At 56.9% G+C, this 18,378-nt stretch carries 15 protein-coding genes; 5 read left to right on the top strand and 10 right to left on the bottom strand.

Annotation, left to right across the window (positions count from 1 at the left end):
- The first annotated feature begins 154 nt into the window (after positions 1–154).
- On the top strand, positions 155–1,087 hold the full coding sequence (locus K0B93_RS02315; protein WP_219865650.1) for an NAD-dependent epimerase/dehydratase family protein: 933 nt from the start codon (positions 155–157) through the stop codon (positions 1,085–1,087).
- Between the two features lie 44 nt (positions 1,088–1,131).
- On the opposite strand, the gene K0B93_RS02310 is transcribed toward K0B93_RS02315, so the two are convergent.
- Positions 1,132–2,595 carry a malate:quinone oxidoreductase gene (locus K0B93_RS02310; RefSeq protein WP_219865649.1) on the bottom strand — a complete coding sequence of 488 codons (1,464 nt, stop codon included), beginning with the start codon at positions 2,593–2,595 and terminating at the stop codon, positions 1,132–1,134.
- Between the two features lie 112 nt (positions 2,596–2,707).
- Entirely contained in the window at positions 2,708–4,087 is a 1,380-nt protein-coding gene (locus K0B93_RS02305) for an L-serine ammonia-lyase (protein ID WP_219865648.1), read from the bottom strand.
- A gap of 304 nt (positions 4,088–4,391) precedes the next feature.
- On the opposite strand from K0B93_RS02305, the gene K0B93_RS02300 reads away from it, so the two are divergent.
- From K0B93_RS02300 to K0B93_RS02285, 4 genes are read left to right on the top strand one after another with little or no spacing between them, the layout of a single operon-like run.
- Positions 4,392–5,576: a thiamine pyrophosphate-dependent dehydrogenase E1 component subunit alpha gene (locus K0B93_RS02300; RefSeq protein WP_219865647.1), complete on the top strand. Its 1,185-nt coding sequence runs from the start codon at positions 4,392–4,394 to the stop codon at positions 5,574–5,576.
- A gap of 1 nt (position 5,577) precedes the next feature.
- A complete protein-coding gene (locus K0B93_RS02295) occupies positions 5,578–6,555 on the top strand; it encodes an alpha-ketoacid dehydrogenase subunit beta (protein ID WP_219865646.1) in 978 nt (325 codons plus the stop codon).
- A 26-nt stretch (positions 6,556–6,581) separates the two neighbouring features.
- On the top strand, positions 6,582–8,156 hold the full coding sequence (locus K0B93_RS02290) for a dihydrolipoyllysine-residue acetyltransferase (protein ID WP_219865645.1): 1,575 nt from the start codon (positions 6,582–6,584) through the stop codon (positions 8,154–8,156).
- A gap of 9 nt (positions 8,157–8,165) precedes the next feature.
- Positions 8,166–10,004, top strand: a complete 1,839-nt coding sequence (locus K0B93_RS02285; RefSeq protein WP_219865644.1) for a protein kinase domain-containing protein — start codon at positions 8,166–8,168, stop codon at positions 10,002–10,004.
- A gap of 176 nt (positions 10,005–10,180) precedes the next feature.
- Here K0B93_RS02285 and K0B93_RS02280 read toward each other — a convergent pair whose 3' ends face one another.
- From K0B93_RS02280 to K0B93_RS02245, 8 genes are all read right to left on the bottom strand, one after another.
- Positions 10,181–10,567, bottom strand: a complete 387-nt coding sequence (locus K0B93_RS02280; RefSeq protein WP_219865643.1) for a DUF302 domain-containing protein — start codon at positions 10,565–10,567, stop codon at positions 10,181–10,183.
- Between the two features lie 24 nt (positions 10,568–10,591).
- Entirely contained in the window at positions 10,592–12,940 is a 2,349-nt protein-coding gene (locus K0B93_RS02275; protein ID WP_219865642.1) for a heavy metal translocating P-type ATPase, read from the bottom strand.
- Positions 12,933–13,175, bottom strand: coding sequence for a hypothetical protein (locus K0B93_RS02270; RefSeq protein WP_219865641.1), 243 nt, complete (start codon positions 13,173–13,175; stop codon positions 12,933–12,935). The genes K0B93_RS02275 and K0B93_RS02270 overlap by 8 nt, the downstream gene beginning before the upstream one ends.
- 27 nt (positions 13,176–13,202) lie before the next feature.
- A complete protein-coding gene (locus K0B93_RS02265) occupies positions 13,203–14,558 on the bottom strand; it encodes an APC family permease (RefSeq protein WP_219865640.1) in 1,356 nt (451 codons plus the stop codon).
- 11 nt (positions 14,559–14,569) lie between these two features.
- On the bottom strand, positions 14,570–14,923 hold the full coding sequence (locus K0B93_RS02260; RefSeq protein WP_219865639.1) for a hypothetical protein: 354 nt from the start codon (positions 14,921–14,923) through the stop codon (positions 14,570–14,572).
- A 160-nt stretch (positions 14,924–15,083) separates the two neighbouring features.
- Complete coding sequence (locus tag K0B93_RS02255) at positions 15,084–15,755, bottom strand: copper resistance protein B (RefSeq protein WP_416383189.1); 672 nt, start codon at positions 15,753–15,755, stop codon at positions 15,084–15,086.
- A 68-nt stretch (positions 15,756–15,823) separates the two neighbouring features.
- Entirely contained in the window at positions 15,824–17,593 is a 1,770-nt protein-coding gene (locus K0B93_RS02250) for a copper resistance system multicopper oxidase (RefSeq protein ID WP_219865637.1), read from the bottom strand.
- Between the two features lie 72 nt (positions 17,594–17,665).
- Positions 17,666–18,223 carry a cupredoxin domain-containing protein gene (locus K0B93_RS02245; RefSeq protein ID WP_219865636.1) on the bottom strand — a complete coding sequence of 186 codons (558 nt, stop codon included), beginning with the start codon at positions 18,221–18,223 and terminating at the stop codon, positions 17,666–17,668.
- Between the last annotated feature and the right edge of the window lie 155 nt (positions 18,224–18,378).

Genomic DNA, 18,378 nt, shown 5'->3' with positions numbered 1-18,378 from the left:
GGGTATATTATTGTTACCGCATAGAAACCATCAATTAGTCTACTTTTGGTGACCACCATCGACTATGAGCTTGAACGAAAAAGCAGGCGTCTAAACAGTTAGATACGGTCGAAAAAAAGTGGTCAATCCGTCGAACGGATACGGAGAAAGACACATGCAAACGATCCTCGGGGCAACCGGGCAAATCGGGCGGGAACTGGCGCTCAGTCTGAAGAGGGACCACACCAGCAGTATTCGTCTGGTCAGCCGCTATCCAGAGAAGATCAACGATTCTGACAAGCTGGTCAGCGCTGACCTGATGGACGCTTCACAGACTCTGGAGGCGGTTGGGGGTTCGGAGATTGTTTACATGACCGCCGGATTGCCCCTCGACAGCCAGCTTTGGACAGACCGCTGGCCGGTTATGATGCGCAACGTGATCGATGCCTGTGCCGCGCACGGCGCCAAGCTGGTGTACTTCGACAATACCTATATGTATTCCCAGACCAGCGAACCCCAGCTGGAAGATGCGCCGTTCAGGCCCAACGGCCCCAAAGGCCGCGTCCGTGCCGAGATCACACGGATGCTACTGGATGCCATGGACCGGGAGCATATTGAAGCAGTGATATGTCGCGCCCCGGAATTCTACGGGCCGGGCAGGACACAAAGCATTACCAACTCGACGGTGATCGACAACCTGCTCGCAGGAAAACCGGCAAAGGTATTCTTGCGTGACGATACCCTGAGAACATTGATTTTTACCCCGGACGCGAGTCGTGCCATGGCACTCCTTGGCAACACACCGGATGCCTACGGGCAGACCTGGCACCTACCCTGTGACGACAACCGCCTCACCTACCGCCAGTTTGTCGAACTGGCCGCCGGAATTTTCGGGGTGGATGCAAGCTACAAGGTGCTCAAGCGCTGGCAGATCTGGCTGGCTGCTCGGGCTAACAAAACGATACGGGAGACGGAAGAGTTGCTGCCCCGATACAAGACCGACAATCTCTTCATTTCAGAGAAATTCAAATCACGGTTTCCGGACTTCAGAGTGACAACGTATCGCGAAGGTCTAACCCGGATTCGGGATGAGCATGCTACTCGTTAATTGAGGTTCTGAACCAGAATGGGGACCAACCGGTCCCCCTCCAGCTATTGCGCCCCGGACCAGGTGATTCCCAACTGATTGTTCACGGCATCCCGGATTTCGCGGTATCGATCGGGTTCGTTGATCAGCTTATCCAGATCATCCTCGGGGAAAATCTCTTTCAGTTTCTCCTTGGTTTTCTCCTTCGTGAAAATAGCCGGGAGCATCTGTTCGAGGCAGCGCAGCATGACCTCGGGCGACACCGATGCCCCGGGTGAGGCCCCGAGCAAGGTCCCGTAGCTTTTGTCACTGGAGACGAGGATCTCGGTACCCATCTGCAAATCTCCGTCCTTAATGATTTGCACCCGCTGGCCGGCCTCAACCGGTTTCCAGTTGAATTTCTTACTCATGCCAGGAGCAAAGCTTTCCAGCTCCTCGAACATGCTCTTTTCACCTTTAAAGGTTTCTGAGACCAGATATTTCACCAACGGAAAATGCTCGAGTGCGACGTTTAGCAAGCCGGGAATGTCGTGCAGGCGCATTGAACGGAGGTAATCGACAAAGCCCCGGCCCTTTTCCAGAACGGGCTTGAACGACGCAAACGGACCGAACAGCAGGTAGTGCTGGCCATCGGCCACTCGCAAATCAAGATGCGGAACGGACATGGGAGGCGCGCCCACTTTCGCTTTGCCGTAGGTTTTTGCGCGATATTGGTCAGCCTGTTCTTCACTGATCGGCGCCTGCAAAAACCGGCCGCCTACGGGAAAGCCCGTGAATCGGCCACGGAACGGCAAGTGGCTTTTCTTCAGAATGGGAAATGCGCCGCCACCCGCTCCGACAAACAGTACGTCGGCCCTGTGCTGAATGGCGCTCCCACGCTGTTCCGCCTCAATCAGCCAGCTGCCTGCGGGGCTGCGATGCACTCGCTTTACATGGGTGCCGTATTCAATTTTGACCCCCAGTTCATTAGCGGCGTAGGCGGCCATTTGCTCGGTCAGCGATCCGAAATTAACATCCGTGCCTGTTTCGATGACGGTAGCCGCCATTTTTTCGTGGGTTGGCCGTCCCTCCATCAGATAAGGGATCCAGCTTTTTATCTCGTCGAACTCCTCCGAAAAACGCATGTGTTCGAAAAAGTGGTGAGCTGACATTTCCTTGAACCGTAGCCGCAGTTCTTCGATGGCCGGTTCAGCCACGATGGTGCAGTGTTTGGTTTGATTGATGAACGTTCTGGGGTCCTTGATCGCTCCATTTTTGATCAGATAGGCCCAGAATTGTTTGGCAACGTTGAACTGCGCGTGAATTTTCAGAGCCTTTTCAACGGAGATAACCTCTTCATCCACCGGGGTATAGTTGAGCTCGCAGTTCGCTTCATGCCCGGTGCCGGCGTTGTTGAATACCCATGAATTGCCTGCGCCGGGGCCGTCCAGTCGCTCCAGGATGGTGATATCCAACTCGGGGGCCAGTTCTTTCGCCAGGGTGGCAAAAGTTGTTCCCATAATTCCCGCGCCGATGATTATTACATTCATTGCATCCGTTCCTTATCAGTTCGCCAGATCAACAGGTTACTACGTATGTCATGCGGATGTACGGCCTTCACCTTCTGTTGGACCGACGTAACTCTTCGCTCAAACAAGGTGATCAGCATTCGATTGCATTAACCGCAAGCCCGCCTCGGGAGGTTTCTTTGTACTTGTCCTGCATATCCATGCCGGTTTCACGCATTGTTTTGATGACCTTGTCCAACGAAATAAAATGCTTTCCGCTCCCCCGCAGTGCCATTTGGGCCGCGTTAATGGCCTTGACCGCAGCAATCGCGTTCCTTTCGATACACGGAACCTGAACCAGTCCTCCGACCGGATCGCAGGTTAATCCGAGGTTATGTTCCAGACCGATCTCCGCAGCGTTCTCCACCTGTTCCGGCGAGCCGCCCAGCACCTCGCACAACCCTGCCGCTGCCATCGCGCAGGCGGACCCTACTTCACCCTGGCAACCAACCTCAGCACCAGAGATTGATGCATTTTCCTTGCAGAGGGCTCCAATCGCTGCCGCTGCCAGCAGAAAATCAGTCACATCGTTGTCTGACGCGTTCGGCTCGAATTCCATGTAGTACATAAGAACCGCCGGAATGATGCCCGCGGCGCCGTTGGTCGGGGCGGTTACCATACGACCACCACAGGCGTTTTCTTCATTGACGGCCAATGCATACAGGTTTACCCAGTCCATGGCGCCCAGTGTCGAGCTGATAACATTGGACTGGGCACTGCTAAGTAACGACTGGTGGAGCCCCTTTGCACGGCGCTCTACCCCAAGCCCGCCGGGTAGTGGACCCTCCTTGCGCAGGCCGGAGGCAATGCAGTCGCTCATCGCCGTCCAGATGTTCAATACTCCTGCACGGATCTCAGGCTCGGGACGCCAGACCTTCTCGTTCTCCAGAACCAGCTGACTGATTCGTAGCCCGTGCCTGTTGCAAAGCTCCAGCAATTCCGCAGAACGGCTGAAACGGTAGGGAAGCTTTGCCTGAGGCACCAACATGGCACCTTCCACCGCCTGACTTTCCTCAATCACAAAGCCACCGCCCACAGAATAGAACGTATTCTCAAAAAGCAGCCGATCGTTCTCGTCAAGAGCCTCTATTCGGAGCGCATTCGGGTGGTATGGCAGTGTCTCGTCCAGAAAACGGAGATCCCGGCTCCAATCGAAGGCCACCGGGTATTGGCCGGGCAGGTCCAGAACCCCGGTCTGTTTGAGCTGCTCCACGGTCGGCCGGATGATCTCGGGGTCAACACTGCCGGGGCGGTGGCCCATCAGGCCTAAAATAATCGCATGATCGGTGCCATGCCCCTTCCCCGTTGCACTCAACGAGCCATATAGCCCGACCCGAATGCGCCTGACCTTCGCAATCAATTCACCGGACTCAAGTTGCTGCACAAAGGTAGCAGCCGCAACCATGGGGCCGACCGTGTGGGAGCTGGACGGGCCAATGCCTATTTTGAACAGATCGAAAACGGATACAGACATAGGAACACCCGATCAGGTTATTGGTTTTGGGGCAGCCTGGTGCCGAGAACGGTGACGAACCGACCCGCGGATCCCCTGAAAACCGGCGCGTTTACTGAAGTGTAGATTCATATCCCGCCCATTTAGACCAGGTACTCAACATTAAAATCCGCACTATGGGTCTACCCTCGAAATGCAGTTTACGTTAAGGTAAACCAGCCTAAGCCGAATCACACCAGATTCCAACAGGCTGTCTTTCAAGACATTAACTACACTCCCAAAAGGAGTGTTTTGTTCCTCAGGCCGACACCCCAGGAAGAGGATTATGACAACAACAAAGTCCAAAGTTGTGTATTCCCCAGTGTTTACCGACGGTGCGGAATTCCGAATTCCGACCTTCAAGCTCTTGAAACAGGACGGCTCGCTCTACAAGAGTGCCAAGGCCCCTGATCTCGATAAGGAAAAGGCCCTTCGTATTTACCGGGCCATGATCACTACCCGAATTCTCGATGAGCGTATGCTTGCCGCCCAGCGGCAGGGACGTTTGAGCTTTTACATGCAATGCACCGGCGAAGAGGCCGCCGTTATTGGCAGTGCCGCCGCGCTGGATGACAACGACATGATCATGGCTCAGTACCGGGAACAAGGCGCCCTCGCCTATCGCGGTTTTTCCATCGACGAGTTCATGAACCAGTTGTTCGGCAACGAACTGGACTATGGCAAGGGCCGCCAGATGCCCGTCCATTATGGCTCCAAGAAGCTGAACTACATGACCATTTCGTCTCCGCTGGCCACCCAGATACCCCAGGCCACCGGCTACGCCTACGGCCAGAAGATGGCGGGGGACGGCCATTGCACGATCACCTATTTCGGTGAAGGTGCTGCCTCCGAAGGTGACTTCCACGCCGCACTGAACATGGCCGCCGTTCACCGTGTGCCGGTGATATTCCTTTGCCGGAACAACGGATACGCCATTTCCACGCCCGCCGCAGAACAATTTGCGGCCGATGGCGTCGCGCCCCGGGCCTATGGCTACAAGATGGATGTGATCCGCGTGGATGGTAACGACATTCTGGCCATGTACGAGGCCACCCGGGCCGCCCGGGCCATGGCTGTTGAACATAACCGCCCGGTGCTGATCGAAGCAATGAGCTATCGCCTCGCAGCGCACTCTTCATCCGACGATCCTTCCGGCTACCGTAGCAAGGATGAGGAAGCCGTGTGGCGTGAAAAGGACCCGATCCTCCGGATGCGCCTCTGGCTCGAAAGCAAGAAATGGTGGAGCGAGGATGACGAGAAACAGCTTCAGGAGAACATGCGTCGTGAGGTGCTCGAGACCATGAAGCGCGCGCAGAAGCGGCCACCACCGCCACTGGAGACGCTGGTGAGTGATGTCTACGACGAAGTACCACCGATGCTGGCTGAGCAGTTCGAAAAGCTCAAGGCCCATATCCGCAGATACCCAGACGAGTATCCGAAGAGCGCCGAGCACGCCAAGGGAGGGGCCTGAGATGTCCAAGATGAATATGCTCCAGGCCATCAACAATGCCCTGGATACCGCCATGGGAGCGGACGAACGAGTACTCTGTTTCGGTGAGGATGTTGGCGTCTTCGGGGGCGTTTTTCGTGCTACCAGCAACCTGCAACAGAAATACGGTAAGGCCCGTTGCTTCAACACACCGCTGGTGGAACAGGGCATCATCGGCTTCGCCAATGGTCTCGCCGCCCAGGGATCGGTGCCCGTCGCGGAGATTCAGTTCGCCGATTACATTTTTCCGGCGTTCGACCAGATCGTCAACGAATCGGCCAAGTTCCGCTATCGTTCTGGCGACCTGTTCAACGTCGGTGGGCTGACCATTCGGGCCCCCTATGGCGGCGGCATTGCTGGTGGTCTCTATCACTCCCAGTCACCCGAAGCCTATTTCGCCCATACTCCGGGTCTGAAGATCGTGGTGCCACGCAATCCCCATCAGGCCAAGGGGCTTTTGCTGGGAGCTATCCATGATCCGAACCCTACCCTGTTCTTCGAACCCAAACGCCTCTATCGCGCATCGGTTGGCGAAGTGCCCGACGAGGACTATCGTTTGCCGCTGGGCGAAGCCGAGGTCATCAAGGAAGGCACTGACATCACGCTCCTCGGCTGGGGTGCCCAGATGGAAGTGATTGAGCAGGCAGTCGAGCTCGCCGAGAAAGACGGCATTTCCTGCGAGGTCATCGACCTCAGGACGATTCTGCCCTGGGACGTGGAAACCGTGGCGAATTCGGTGTTCAAGACCGGGCGCCTGGTGGTCACCCATGAAGCTCCCCTGACCGGAGGTTTTGCCGGTGAAATCGCCGCGACCATACAGGAGCGCTGCTTCCTGTACCTGGAGTCGCCGATCGCGAGGGTTACCGGGATGGATACACCCTTCCCGCTGGTGCTGGAGAAAGAGCACCTGCCCAACCACCTGAAGGTCTACGAGGCCATCAGGGCGAGCGTCGAATTCTAGGCTGATATCAGGACAGGAGAGCGAACATGAGTGATTTTATACTGCCCGATATCGGTGAAGGTATCGTGGAATGCGAACTGGTCAAATGGCTGGTCAGCGAAGGCGATGTGATCGAGGAAGACCAGCCGGTGGCCGAGGTGATGACGGACAAGGCCCTGGTGGAAATACCGGCGCCCTACAAGGGCCGGGTGACCCGCCTTTATTACAAGGAAGGCGATATCGCCAAGGTTCACGCACCGCTGTTTGAGCTGGTCGATGAGTCCGGCGACACCACCGAACCGAAGCCCGAGCCCGAGCCGGCACCCGCGGCGGAAGCGGAGCCCGTCCAGACTCCCCGACCCGAAAACAATGCGACCGAAGACTTTATCCTGCCGGATATCGGCGAAGGCATTGTGGAGTGCGAAGTGGTGGAATGGCGCGTGGCCGAGGGTGATGAGATTGAGGAAGACCAGCCTGTGGTCGATGTCATGACCGACAAGGCAATGGTCGAAATCACCGCGCCCAAGGCCGGCCGGATCACCAAACTGTACCACCAGCAACAGGCCATGGCCCGGGTGCACTCGCCACTGTTTGCCTTTATTCCACGTGATCGTGAAGAGCCAGTGGAGACAACCGCCAAATCCGCACCAACCCCGGAACCTGCAACAGACACGGCCACGGCACCTGAAAGTGCGACCGTGAACCGGCAGCGGATTCCCGCCAGTCCCGCCGTGCGCCGTCTGGTCCGGGAACACGAGCTGAGCCTGGGTGACATCGCCGGTTCCGGTAAGGACGGGCGGGTGTTGAAGGCAGATGTGCTGGCCCACCTCGAGAAACCCGCATCGGACCGGGTGCGCGCCAGCGACTCGCAACCCGACAGCTCCAGCGGTGCCCGCAAACAACCCGGGCATGAGCAGGAAGTACGGGTGGAGCCTCTGAAGGGAGTCAGGGCGGCAATGGCCCGCAGCATGGTGGCATCAGCAACCACCATTCCTCATTTTATCTACAGTGAGGAGATTGATGTAACCGATCTGCTGAGCCTGCGGGAACAACTCAAGCCGGAGGCCGAGGCCCGGGGTTCAAGGCTGACAATGATGCCCTTCTTCATGAAGGCAATGGCCTTGGCGGTACAGGAGTTCCCTGTTCTCAACAGCCGGCTCAACGACGACGTCAGCGAAATCCATTACCTGCCCCAGTGCAATATCGGCATGGCCGTGGACGGGAAAGCGGGGTTGATGGTGCCTAACGTTAAAGGAGCTGAAAGCCTCACCCTGCTGGGCATTGCCGATGAAGTGGCCCGCCTGACCGAAGCGGCCCGATCCGGCCGTGTCAGCCAGGAAGACCTCAAAGGCGGCACCATCACCATCTCGAACATTGGTGCGCTGGGGGGGACTTATGCGTCGCCCATTATCAACGCACCGGAGGTGGCCATCGTAGCACTGGGCCGGACCCAGAAATTGCCTCGTTTCGACGCCAACGGCCAGGTGGTCGAGCGCGCGATTCTGACCGTCAGCTGGGCAGGCGACCATCGGATCATTGATGGGGGTACCATCGCGCGTTTCTGTAATCGCTGGAAGGGCTACCTGGAGTCACCCCAATCCATGCTCTTGCATATGGGCTGACGAGGCATCATGGCGCAGAACAATCAACTGCAGCAGTTCTATATCCCGGAAGAGCAGTCGATCTACCTGCTCAGCCATGATGACGCCAAGAAGCTGAAGGACTGGGTGGCGCTATGCACCACCCAGCTCCGCCAACTCGGTTACCGGGACATTGAGCTGATCGGCAAGGGCGCCTACGGCTTTGTGTTTTCGGGCCGACTGCCGAACCCGGGCATTGACGGCCCTGAGCACGTCTTCAAATTCACCCGCATCAACCTGCCCCAGCACCTCCAGGATCGACTGGAGGATGAAGCCTATATACTCGAGCAGGTCCGGCACCCGAGGGTGCCGCGACTGATTTCCTACCAACGTGCCAACAACCAGCCAATCCTCGTGATGGAACGAGCAGCCGGTCTGAATCTCGAGGAAGTATCCCTGCGGGAGGGGCGCCTGAAACCCCGACTGATCATGCGAATAGCCGATCAGCTTGCGGACATACTACGCAATCTGCGCCGTGAAAACGGGCCTGCCGGACGCCCCATTGTTCACGGCGACATCAAGCCATCCAACCTGGTCTTCGACGCCAGCACAGAGAACATTGCTCTGATCGACTGGGGCTCATCCGTGTTTGCCCAGTTGGACGCCAATCAGCAATTTATTACCTCTAATGTGATGGAGCTGATGTCCGACAACCTCCAGCAGACCAACGCCCGGCTGGGAGATGTCTATTTTATTGGCGATGAGCAGCTGAACGGCGGCCTGTCTTCCCCCCGTTTTGATGAACAGGGTGCAGCCGGCACGCTGTATGCCCTGGCCTCCGCCCAGTCATGCCGGTTCGGGCATCGGGCAATACCCGCCACGTCGTTGGGGCTGCCGATGGAGTTTGCGCGCATGCTTGATGGCATGCTGGCGCCGGATCTGGATACCCGTTGCAAGGCCGGCGATTACTACCTGCGAGAGATGCCAAGAATGGCTCGTACCGTGATGATCGACTTGCCTCATCAGCCAGTCGTGGCGCAAGTGCCGGTCTGGGTGCGGGAGTCTGAACAGGAAATCGACACGGTGGTTTACAGTTCACGGAAATCGTTTCTGCGCGAAGAAGGCGCCCCGGAAACGCTCAATGACGTCAACGACGTGCAGCTGGACCGCTACTACAAGAACTTCATGCAGGGCATGGGCGAAACCGAAAAGGCGTTTCTGGCCGCCGTCAGCCGGCTTGGTCGGTATCCGGTTGAGGGCGGTCTCGCAGTGCGCTGGGAAACCGACGGTGTTTACATCGATACCTCCCTGAACCTGCACGACCCGGCTCTGAAGTCTGCCTTTGTCCAGGCGGTCAACAACATGGTCTACCTGGCCCAGGCGATTTATCGCAAGGGTATCTTCAAGAGCTGTCTGTTCAACGCCCGCAACACCCTCCACATTGACCGCGACGAGCCCGACCAGCCTTTCCTGGTATCGCCCGACATGCAACTGCATTACGAGGTCAGCGCTGCACCGGAGGTGGAAGACGAAACTCGCGTGCACTCCTACTTCGAGGACGGCCCGGACCCGGAGGAGTTTCTTGTGCTCCCCGAGACAATCATCCACGCCCTGGAGGCACTGAACAACATTCACCACACCGGCATGATCATCTTCGAGGCCCTGCCCCGCCATCTGAAGATTCACAGCCATTACCGCCTGCTTGATCCAGACATGGAACACGAATTCAGCCGGCTTCTGAACGAGATCCTGTCAGCAGTGGAGCAGATCACCGGGCTTGGCGTGTCCGGGTTCATGAAAATGCCCTACAAGGACACCCGGTTCTTCCCCCATATCGAGCGCTTGCCGGAGCGTTTTTACCCGCGGAATCCACGCACCGAGAAGATCTAGACACGGTCCGTTTCAGTGGCTTCGAGACGTCGCCCCTCAAGCAAAATCTCGATGTAATGCCTCGCGGCAAAATTGCGGACATGTGACACCCGAGTTTCCACCCGGTTAATCACGCCCCCACAAGGGCCGTGAGCGAAGTTTCCTCTCACGTTTTATGTGGGGGCAGGTGTTCTGAACTAGATTGCCTCGACTACCGCAGACAACATATCCCGGACTTTGCCAGCGACCTGCTTGAGCTCATCATTATCGATGGCCGTCATGGACGCAACGGGGTCAATCGCGCTGACCTCCACACCGTCTGCAACTTCCCGGAGAATTACGTTGCATGGCAGCATCGCACCGACACGGGGTTCCAGGCCAATGGCCTCCCAGGCCATGCCGGGATTGCAGGCGCCCAGTATCCGGTATGCCGGCATATCCTTGTCGAGTTTCTTCTTCATCGTGGCCTTGACGTCGATCTCAGTCAGCACCCCGAATCCGTGATCTGCCAGAGTTTCCCGGACTTTCTTGTCCGCATCCTCGAAATCCACGTTCTTGATAACTCGATTGATCGTATATGACATAGCATCCCCCAACTATTCAGTGGTTCAGGTAGATTGATCCAGTTTGATCACCCTCAATCGCAGCGCATTGACTATCACACTCACCGAGGACAGCGACATGGCCGCCGCGGCAAAGATCGGAGATAGCAGTATGCCGAAAAAGGGGTACAGAATCCCCGCCGCAATTGGAACGCCAGCGGAGTTGTAGACAAAAGCAAAAAACAGGTTCTGCCGGATGTTGCGCATGGTCCCCAGAGACAACCGACGCGCCTCCACGATGCCCATCAAATCACCCCGCAGCAATGTAATGCCGGCACTCTCGATGGCGACATCGGTGCCGGTGCCCATGGCCACGCCGACATCGGCCGTTGCCAGCGCTGGCGCATCGTTAACGCCGTCGCCGGCCATCACCACAATGCGGCCTTCATCTTTCAGGCGCTGGACAATCTTGCCCTTGTCTTCCGGCAGAACTTCCGCTTCCACTTCGTCGATGTGCAATTTGCGGGCAACCGCTTCGGCCGAGGTTCGGTTATCGCCGGTCAGCATGACCACCCGGATGCCGTCCTTCTGAAGGGCCGAAATGGCCGCTTCCGTGGTTTCCTTGACCGGATCGGCAATGGCGAGCAGACCCACAATTTCGCCATCCACAGCCGCGAAAATCACCGTGGCGCCGTCCTTGCGGAGCTGTTCGGCCTCAGTTTCAAACCCAGAGGTATCGACGTTTTCGGATTCCATCAACAGTCGGTTGCCGATCAATACCTGCCGCCCCTCGATATTGCCGGTTACGCCCTTACCATTTGGAGAATCAAAGCCTTCAGCGTCCGGCAGCTCGAGTCCCATTGCGGTGGCTTTTTCAAGAACGGCATGGGCCAGCGGATGCTCGCTGCCTTTCTCCAGGCCGCCGGCAAACCGCATCAGCTCCTCGTCACTGAACCCCTCGGCCGCAACCAGCTTTGTGACCTGAGGTTTGCCTTCAGTCAGCGTGCCAGTCTTGTCCACCACGACCGTATCCACCTTTTCCATCCGCTCCAGCGCCTCTGCATCCCGGATCAGCACCCCGCTTTGGGCACCCCGTCCGACACCCACCATGATCGACATGGGTGTTGCCAGTCCCAGTGCACAGGGACAGGCGATGATCAGCACGCTCACCGCAGCGATCAGACCGAAGGCCATGGGCGGTGTTGGCCCGAGGAAGGACCAGGCAATAAAGGCGATAATGGAGATCAGGATTACAGCCGGCACAAAATAACCCGCCACCTTGTCGGCCAGGCCCTGGATGGGTGCACGACTGCGCTGGGCACTTGCCACCATCTGTACGATCTGGGCCAGCATGGTATCCCGGCCTACCTTATCGGCCCGCATGATAAAGCTGCCCTGCTGGTTGATGCTGCCGCCGATCACCTGATCGCCGCTTTTCTTGCTGACCGCCAGGGGCTCACCGGTCACCATGGATTCATCCACATTCGAACCGCCCTCAAGCACTTCGCCGTCCAGCGGGACCTTGTCTCCCGGTCGCACCCGCAGGCGGTCGCCAACCTTGACCTGATCCAGTGAAACATCGGTTTCACCGCCGTTTTCATCCAGTTTCCGGGCTGTTGCGGGAGCCAGGTCGAGCAGGGCCTTGATGGCGCCGGACGTTTTCTCCCGGGCACGGAGTTCCAGCACCTGGCCCAGCAACACCAGAACCACGATGACAGCGGCCGCTTCAAAATATACGGCTACGGAGCCATCTTCCTGCCGAAATGCATCAGGGAAAACCTGCGGCGTCAGAGTCGCCACCAGACTGTAGATCAGCGCCACACCGGTACCGATAGCAATCAAGGTGAACATATTCAGGTTACGGCTGACCACGGACTTCCAGCCCCGGACAAAGAACGGCCAGCCACACCAGAGGACAACCGGCGTTGCCAGCACCAACTGGATCCAGTTAGATATCTGAGGAGCAACAATGTGATCGAGCCCGGTCAGGTGCCCACCCATTTCAAGCACCAGCACCGGCAAGGTCAGTACCAAGCCGATCCAGAACCGTCGGGTCATGTTCCTGAGCTCTTCTGACGGTCCTTCATCGAGACTCACCTGCTCCGGCTCCAGAGCCATGCCGCAGATGGGGCAATCACCCGGACCTTCCTGCCGGATTTCGGGGTGCATGGGGCAGGTGTATATGGTGCCGGGAGCCACGGATTCTTCACGTTTCCGTTCATTACCGAGATAACGGCCCGGATCCTTCTCGAACTTCGACTGGCAGCCGTCGGAGCAGAAATACCAGGTTTTTCCGCCGTGCTGGCTCCGATGCTCCGCCGTGTGGGGGTCTACGGACATTCCGCAAACCGGATCCTTGGCGAGATGTTCGCCGGCTTCACCTTCACCGTGGTGAGCATGCTGGTGCTCAGGCATCCGCACCCCCTTGTTTATCCGCGGGCCATTCAGAAAATGCAATGAAGTAAAGCAGGAACAGATTGAGCACTGGAACCAGTATCAGAATACCCATCCAGCCCGGATATCCCGTGCGCTGGCAGATGCGCCATGCCGGGATGACAACCACAATGCCTATCACCAGCATCCACAGCCAGTGCCCTGCCCACATCGTGTCATAAAACATGGTATTACCAAACGTTCCATTTCCCATCATGATACTGCCCTCCAGGTCGATAACGTATTACTGGTGATGCTGCACGTGAGTTCCGTCATGCTCAGTTTCCCGGTTACGAGCGGTTCTTGTCAGGAACACCTGTTCGGCAATGGCGATCACAGCCATCGTTGCCACGGCCACGCCAATAACAAAGGGGTCTGTGTTCAGTTTCACCCAGACAAAACCACCAAGTGCCAGCATATCCAGAACAATCGCCGTGGCCGGCACCCAGGCGCTTGCCTTAACATCGGCCCGCAAATAGCGAAGCACGCCCCAGTGGATGGCAATGTCCATGATCAGGTAGAAGACGATCCCCAGGGCGGCGATGCGGGAAAGGTCAAAAAAGGCCGTGAGGACCAGCCCCAGGACCACAGTGTAGACCAGCGTGTGCTTCTGGATGGTTCCCGGCATGCCAAAATGGCTGTGGGGCACCAACTTCATTTCGGTCAGCATGGCCAACATGCGCGAGACAGCGAAAATACTGGCCAGAATGCCACCGGCCGTGGCCATCATGGCAATGGCAACCGTGAACCAGACTCCGTAATCTCCCAGTGCCGGACGCGCGGCAGCAGCAAGGGAGTAGTCCCGGGTCTCAATGATTTCAGCCAGTGAGAGATTACTTGCAACGGCAAAGCCAACCAGCGTGTAGATCACCACACAGGCTGCAATGGAAATAACAATAGCGCGCCCAACGTTCCGGTGCGGATCTTTCACTTCGGAGCCACTGTTCGTGATGGTGGTGAAGCCCTTGAAGGCCAGTATCCCGAGCGCGGTGGCACCCAGGAAATTACCAAGGGTTCCCGCCTCTCCCGGTGTCGCGAAATCCACTGAAATGCTGTCTGCGATCCAGACACCCACCAGGCCGAAAACCAGTATCCCCCCGATCTTCAGGATGCCGATGAAGGAAGCTACGCCCTGAATCATTCGGTTACCCAGCAGATTGACCAGGAATGCCGCCAGGATCAGCGATACGCCGAGGATGGGCACCATTCGACCACTTTCGTCGCCGCCGAACAGCTGCATGGTATAGGAGCCGAACGTACGTGCGAGGAAGCTCTGGGCGATCACCATTGAGAAGTACATCAACAAGGCATTGAATGCCGTCGGCAACCGGTTCCCGTAGGCCTTGTGGAGGTACATGCCAATGCCTCCGGCGGACGGATAGGCATTTGAGATCTTGATGTAGGAATAGGCACTGAAGCCAACGATCACTGCGGCGGCCAGAAACGCCAGAGGGAAAAGAACTCCAGTCATCTGCGCCATCTGCCCGGTGAGCGCAAAGATCCCTGCCCCGATCATCACGCCAGTACCCAACATGACCGTTCCTGGCAAAGTGAGACTGCCCTCCTGATAGCGGGTTGTTCTGTCCTGCTTCTCGCTCATCTAAGCTCCTGTCACTTCTTCGTGGGCGGTATCTTGGAACAGCAGAACGGTTCATGCGTGGCATTGGCCCGGGTGTTGTCGTCCGTAAAGCGGTACCACGCAAGTTTTCTGCGAGTCCACCACCCTGTTTTCAACCGGCCTCCCTGGGCATCAATCAGCTCCAACAACTGGTCGATGGACCAATGGGTCCCGTCGTAGCTGACGTACAGTGTGTTATTCGGTCGCCGCTCGGATAAATCAACGCAAGGGTGATGATTGAGTTCGTAGATGAGATCGTCCCACTGGGCCTCGCCGAGGCCTTCAATCTTCAGTCTACGGGTAAGCAGAAATTGCTTTTGATTTGTTTCTTTATGAGCTTTGGTCATGGCGATTCGCCTCTCAGCCCCTTTACCGTTGTTTTATCACAACACTTCTAACTGAACTGGGACTGAAAATTCGGCAAAGCCTTAAGGCAGACTTGATTCACATCAAATGATGAATCAAAAACGGGCCAGAGTGGAGTTCTCTGGCCCGTCAATTTGCAGATCAGAAGCCGACTCTGGCTCCGATTACAGCAAACCAGTCTTCGGTGCCCCCTCCTTCCGCTTTGGCGAAGTCTGCGGTATCACCGTATTTGCGCTCATGCACCACACCGATGTAGGGGGAGAAGGTGCGATCGATCAGGTCATAACTCAACCGCAGCCCTGTTTCTGTCGAACTCAACCCTTTGCCCAGTCCTATTTCACGGTCCTCGCTGAAGGCCACCGTGGCATCCAGGCCTGCCGTAAGGATCAGGTGGTTGGTCAAGAGCAGTTCGTACTCTGCGTCGAACTCTGCGGATGTGTCGCCCTCATCACTGACATACAGACTCGCGTCCACCTCGAACCAGTAAGGCGCCAGTCCGGCAACGCCAAGAACGGCATAGGTACGGTCAGGTCCCTCGGGCGTATCGATCCTGACACCTGCTTTGGCGTCGAAGAAGTCAGATATCGGTGTCTGGACCAGAAGCTGGTTTTCCAGTTGTTCGTATGCCTGCTCTTCAATCGCATACTCACCCTTGCCCAGCCAACGGAACTTGAGATCGTCGGTGCCGTAAAAGGCATCGCCATTCCAGACCCCCAATTCTTCGTCGTCATCGCTGTAGCGATACTCCAGTTCCTCGAACTGCACTCCCCAGACCGTCAGGGCATCCTTACGACCGGACGTATCCTCCGGCATGTCACTGGCCCACGTGGGGGCGGAGGGAACAACAATCGCCAGAGCAAGTGCGGTAAGGGTCAGGTTCTTCATGCGTCACCTCCGTCCTGCTCTGCCTTGATACCGACGGTGTTGCCCTGATCGGGGCCTCCCTCTACCACCACCTTCCGGAACATGCCGGAGGCCGCGTGATAGGACAGGTGGCAATGGAAGGCCCACTGTCCCGGTGCATCCACTTCAGTTTCCATATAAACAGTGGTGCCAGGCTGCACACTGACCGTGTGTTTGACCGGGTTCCACTGTCCCGCACCCACGTCGAGGATCGACCACATGCCATGAAGGTGCATCGGGTGAGTCATCATGGTTTCGTTGACGAACTTGAAACGGACACGCTCGCCATACTGGAGTTTCAGTGGCTCCGCATCCTCGTATTTGACGCCGTTGATGCTCCAGGTGTAACGCTCCATGTTCCCGGTGAGGCGGAGCTCGATCTCCCTGGTCGGTTCACGTTCTTCGTACAGAGGCTTCTGGGCCCGGAGGTCGGCGTAGGACAGAAACTTACCGCCATTGGCCGCCACAGGTACCAGACCACTGCCCTCGGCGTAAAACGGGTCGCTGGCGCCACCCTCTGGCATGATCATGGAACTGTGGTCCATGCCGGCCATGCCGGAGTTATCCATGGATTCCATGTCTGAACCGGGCTGCTCGCTGTCTTCCATTTCCATCGCAGAATGATCCATACTTTCCATTGAGGAATGGTCCATATCGGACATGTCGCTCGAATCACTCATATCCATACTGCCATGGTCCATGCCGTGCATGCCGCCCATATCGGCCATGGTTAGCAGCGGCGCCTCTCTGAGGTCGGGCACCGCCCCTTCCATACCCTCTTCAGGAGCCAGGGTTGCCCGGGCATAGCCGGAGCGGCCCATGGATTCAGCAAAAATGGTATAGGCTTCGGCGGTTTTCGGACGGACGATGACATCGTAGGTTTCTGCAACGCCTATCCGGAATTCGTCCACGGTTACAGGCTGCACGTTATTTCCGTCAGCCTGAACCACTGTCATTTCCAGCCCTGGAATGCGGATATCGAAGTAAGCCATGGCCGAGGAGTTGATGAACCGCAGGCGGATTCGCTCGCCCGGTTCAAAAAGGCCGGTCCAGTTCTGATCGGGGCCCTTGCCGTTGATCAATCCGGTAAAGCCCTGCACATCTTCCACGTCGGCTTTCATCATGCGCATATCTCCCCAGGCCAGACGGTCCTGAAGAGTCGTCATGAACCCGTGGTTTGACATGTCTGAAAAGAAATCGCCAACCGTCTGCTGCTTGCGGTTGTAGTAGTCCGGCATCTTTTTCAGGTTTCGCATGATGCGGTTGGCATCGTGGGGGTGCTTGTCGGTCAGTTGGATCACATATTCGCGGTTGTAACGGAATGGCTCGCGACCTTCCGGTTCAATCACGATCGCGCCATAGGCGCCGTTTGGCTCTTGAAACCCGGAATGGCTGTGGAACCAGTACGTCCCGCTTTGCACAACGGGAAACTCGTAGGTGAAGGTTTCGCCGGCGGGAATACCCGGGAAGCTGATACCCGGAACGCCATCCTGTTCAAATGGCAGAATAAGTCCATGCCAGTGAATGGACGTGGCCTCATCCAGATTGTTGGTGACATTGATTTTCGCAGTCTCGCCTTCCTTGAAGCGTAGCACCGGTCCCGGAGAGGCTCCGTTGTAGCCGATACCCTCTTTCACGAAATCGCCGGTATCAATCATCACCCGGTCCACGGTGATGTTGTACTCACCGGCAGCCGCTATTACAGGCATAAGGAGGCCGAGAGCCCCTGCCCAGAGGACTTTTTTCATTGATTGGTTGCTCCTGAGATACTTAAAACGGGAGCACCGTGGGGCGCCCCCTTAATTCTTATCCTGGCCGGCTCAGTGTGCGCTGGCCTGGGTGTCTGCAGCGGATTCGAAATTTACGTCGCCGTACATTCCTGACTGGTAATGGCCCGGAATGTTGCAGGCAAACTCCATGGTGGTCTTGCTGCTGAATGTCCAGACGATTTCTTTCGTGTCGCCGGGCTCAACCAGGACGCTGTTGGGATCGTCGTGCTTCATGGAATGGCCGTTACCCATGTCCATGTTCATCATGTCGTGATGGAGCTTGCCGCCTTCGATCACTCCATGCTCCACCATCATCTTCATCTCGTCCTGATGAGCATCGTGCATTTCAGGCGTACCAATGTTGAATTCATGGACGAGGTTTCCCCTGTTCTCAATGACGAAACGAACCGTCTCACCACGGGTGACATCGATGGCCTCCGGCTCGTAGTAGTTGTCATGCATTTCAACCTGGATGGTTCGAGAAGCGTCAGCGGCCTTGCCAGGTTCGCCAACACCGCCGCCGTGGCCACCCCCGTGACTGCCTGCAGCGAATGCGGTTCCTGTCACGGACATGGCTGCAGCCATAACAATAAGCTTTGATGCATTCATTTCATCTTCTCCAGTGAATTGATCTGCGGTAAAACGCCAGTTGCCTTGTACTCTCAACGAGGCAATAGTACGAAACGACTGGTACCATCTCGCACCAACCTGAATCCTTGCTGAAAATGACAAACTATTTATGATTCAGGCCCGATTCAGGTTGA

The sequence above is a fragment of the Marinobacter sp. F4218 genome (assembly GCF_019443085.1).
GTDB classification, from domain to species: Bacteria; Pseudomonadota; Gammaproteobacteria; order Pseudomonadales; family Oleiphilaceae; genus Marinobacter; species Marinobacter albus.
Note: the sequence above shows the minus strand (reverse complement) of the source record. Positions and strands in the feature narration are given on the sequence as shown.

Bases quoted from the DNA above. Each gene is read 5' to 3' on its own strand.
- K0B93_RS02285 (WP_219865644.1), top strand. From the start codon at position 8,166: ATGGCGCAGAACAATCAACTGCAGCAGTTCTATATCCCGGAAGAGCAG.
- K0B93_RS02275 (WP_219865642.1), bottom strand. From the start codon at position 12,940: ATGCCTGAGCACCAGCATGCTCACCACGGTGAAGGTGAAGCCGGCGAA.
- K0B93_RS02250 (WP_219865637.1), bottom strand. From the start codon at position 17,593: ATGAAAAAAGTCCTCTGGGCAGGGGCTCTCGGCCTCCTTATGCCTGTA.
- K0B93_RS02300 (WP_219865647.1), top strand. From the start codon at position 4,392: ATGACAACAACAAAGTCCAAAGTTGTGTATTCCCCAGTGTTTACCGAC.
- K0B93_RS02290 (WP_219865645.1), top strand. From the start codon at position 6,582: ATGAGTGATTTTATACTGCCCGATATCGGTGAAGGTATCGTGGAATGC.
- K0B93_RS02265 (WP_219865640.1), bottom strand. From the start codon at position 14,558: ATGAGCGAGAAGCAGGACAGAACAACCCGCTATCAGGAGGGCAGTCTC.
- K0B93_RS02280 (WP_219865643.1), bottom strand. From the start codon at position 10,567: ATGTCATATACGATCAATCGAGTTATCAAGAACGTGGATTTCGAGGAT.
- K0B93_RS02305 (WP_219865648.1), bottom strand. From the start codon at position 4,087: ATGTCTGTATCCGTTTTCGATCTGTTCAAAATAGGCATTGGCCCGTCC.
- K0B93_RS02255 (WP_416383189.1), bottom strand. From the start codon at position 15,755: ATGCCGGAGGATACGTCCGGTCGTAAGGATGCCCTGACGGTCTGGGGA.
- K0B93_RS02270 (WP_219865641.1), bottom strand. From the start codon at position 13,175: ATGATGGGAAATGGAACGTTTGGTAATACCATGTTTTATGACACGATG.
- K0B93_RS02315 (WP_219865650.1), top strand. From the start codon at position 155: ATGCAAACGATCCTCGGGGCAACCGGGCAAATCGGGCGGGAACTGGCG.
- K0B93_RS02310 (WP_219865649.1), bottom strand. From the start codon at position 2,595: ATGAATGTAATAATCATCGGCGCGGGAATTATGGGAACAACTTTTGCC.
- K0B93_RS02260 (WP_219865639.1), bottom strand. From the start codon at position 14,923: ATGACCAAAGCTCATAAAGAAACAAATCAAAAGCAATTTCTGCTTACC.
- K0B93_RS02295 (WP_219865646.1), top strand. From the start codon at position 5,578: ATGTCCAAGATGAATATGCTCCAGGCCATCAACAATGCCCTGGATACC.
- K0B93_RS02245 (WP_219865636.1), bottom strand. From the start codon at position 18,223: ATGAATGCATCAAAGCTTATTGTTATGGCTGCAGCCATGTCCGTGACA.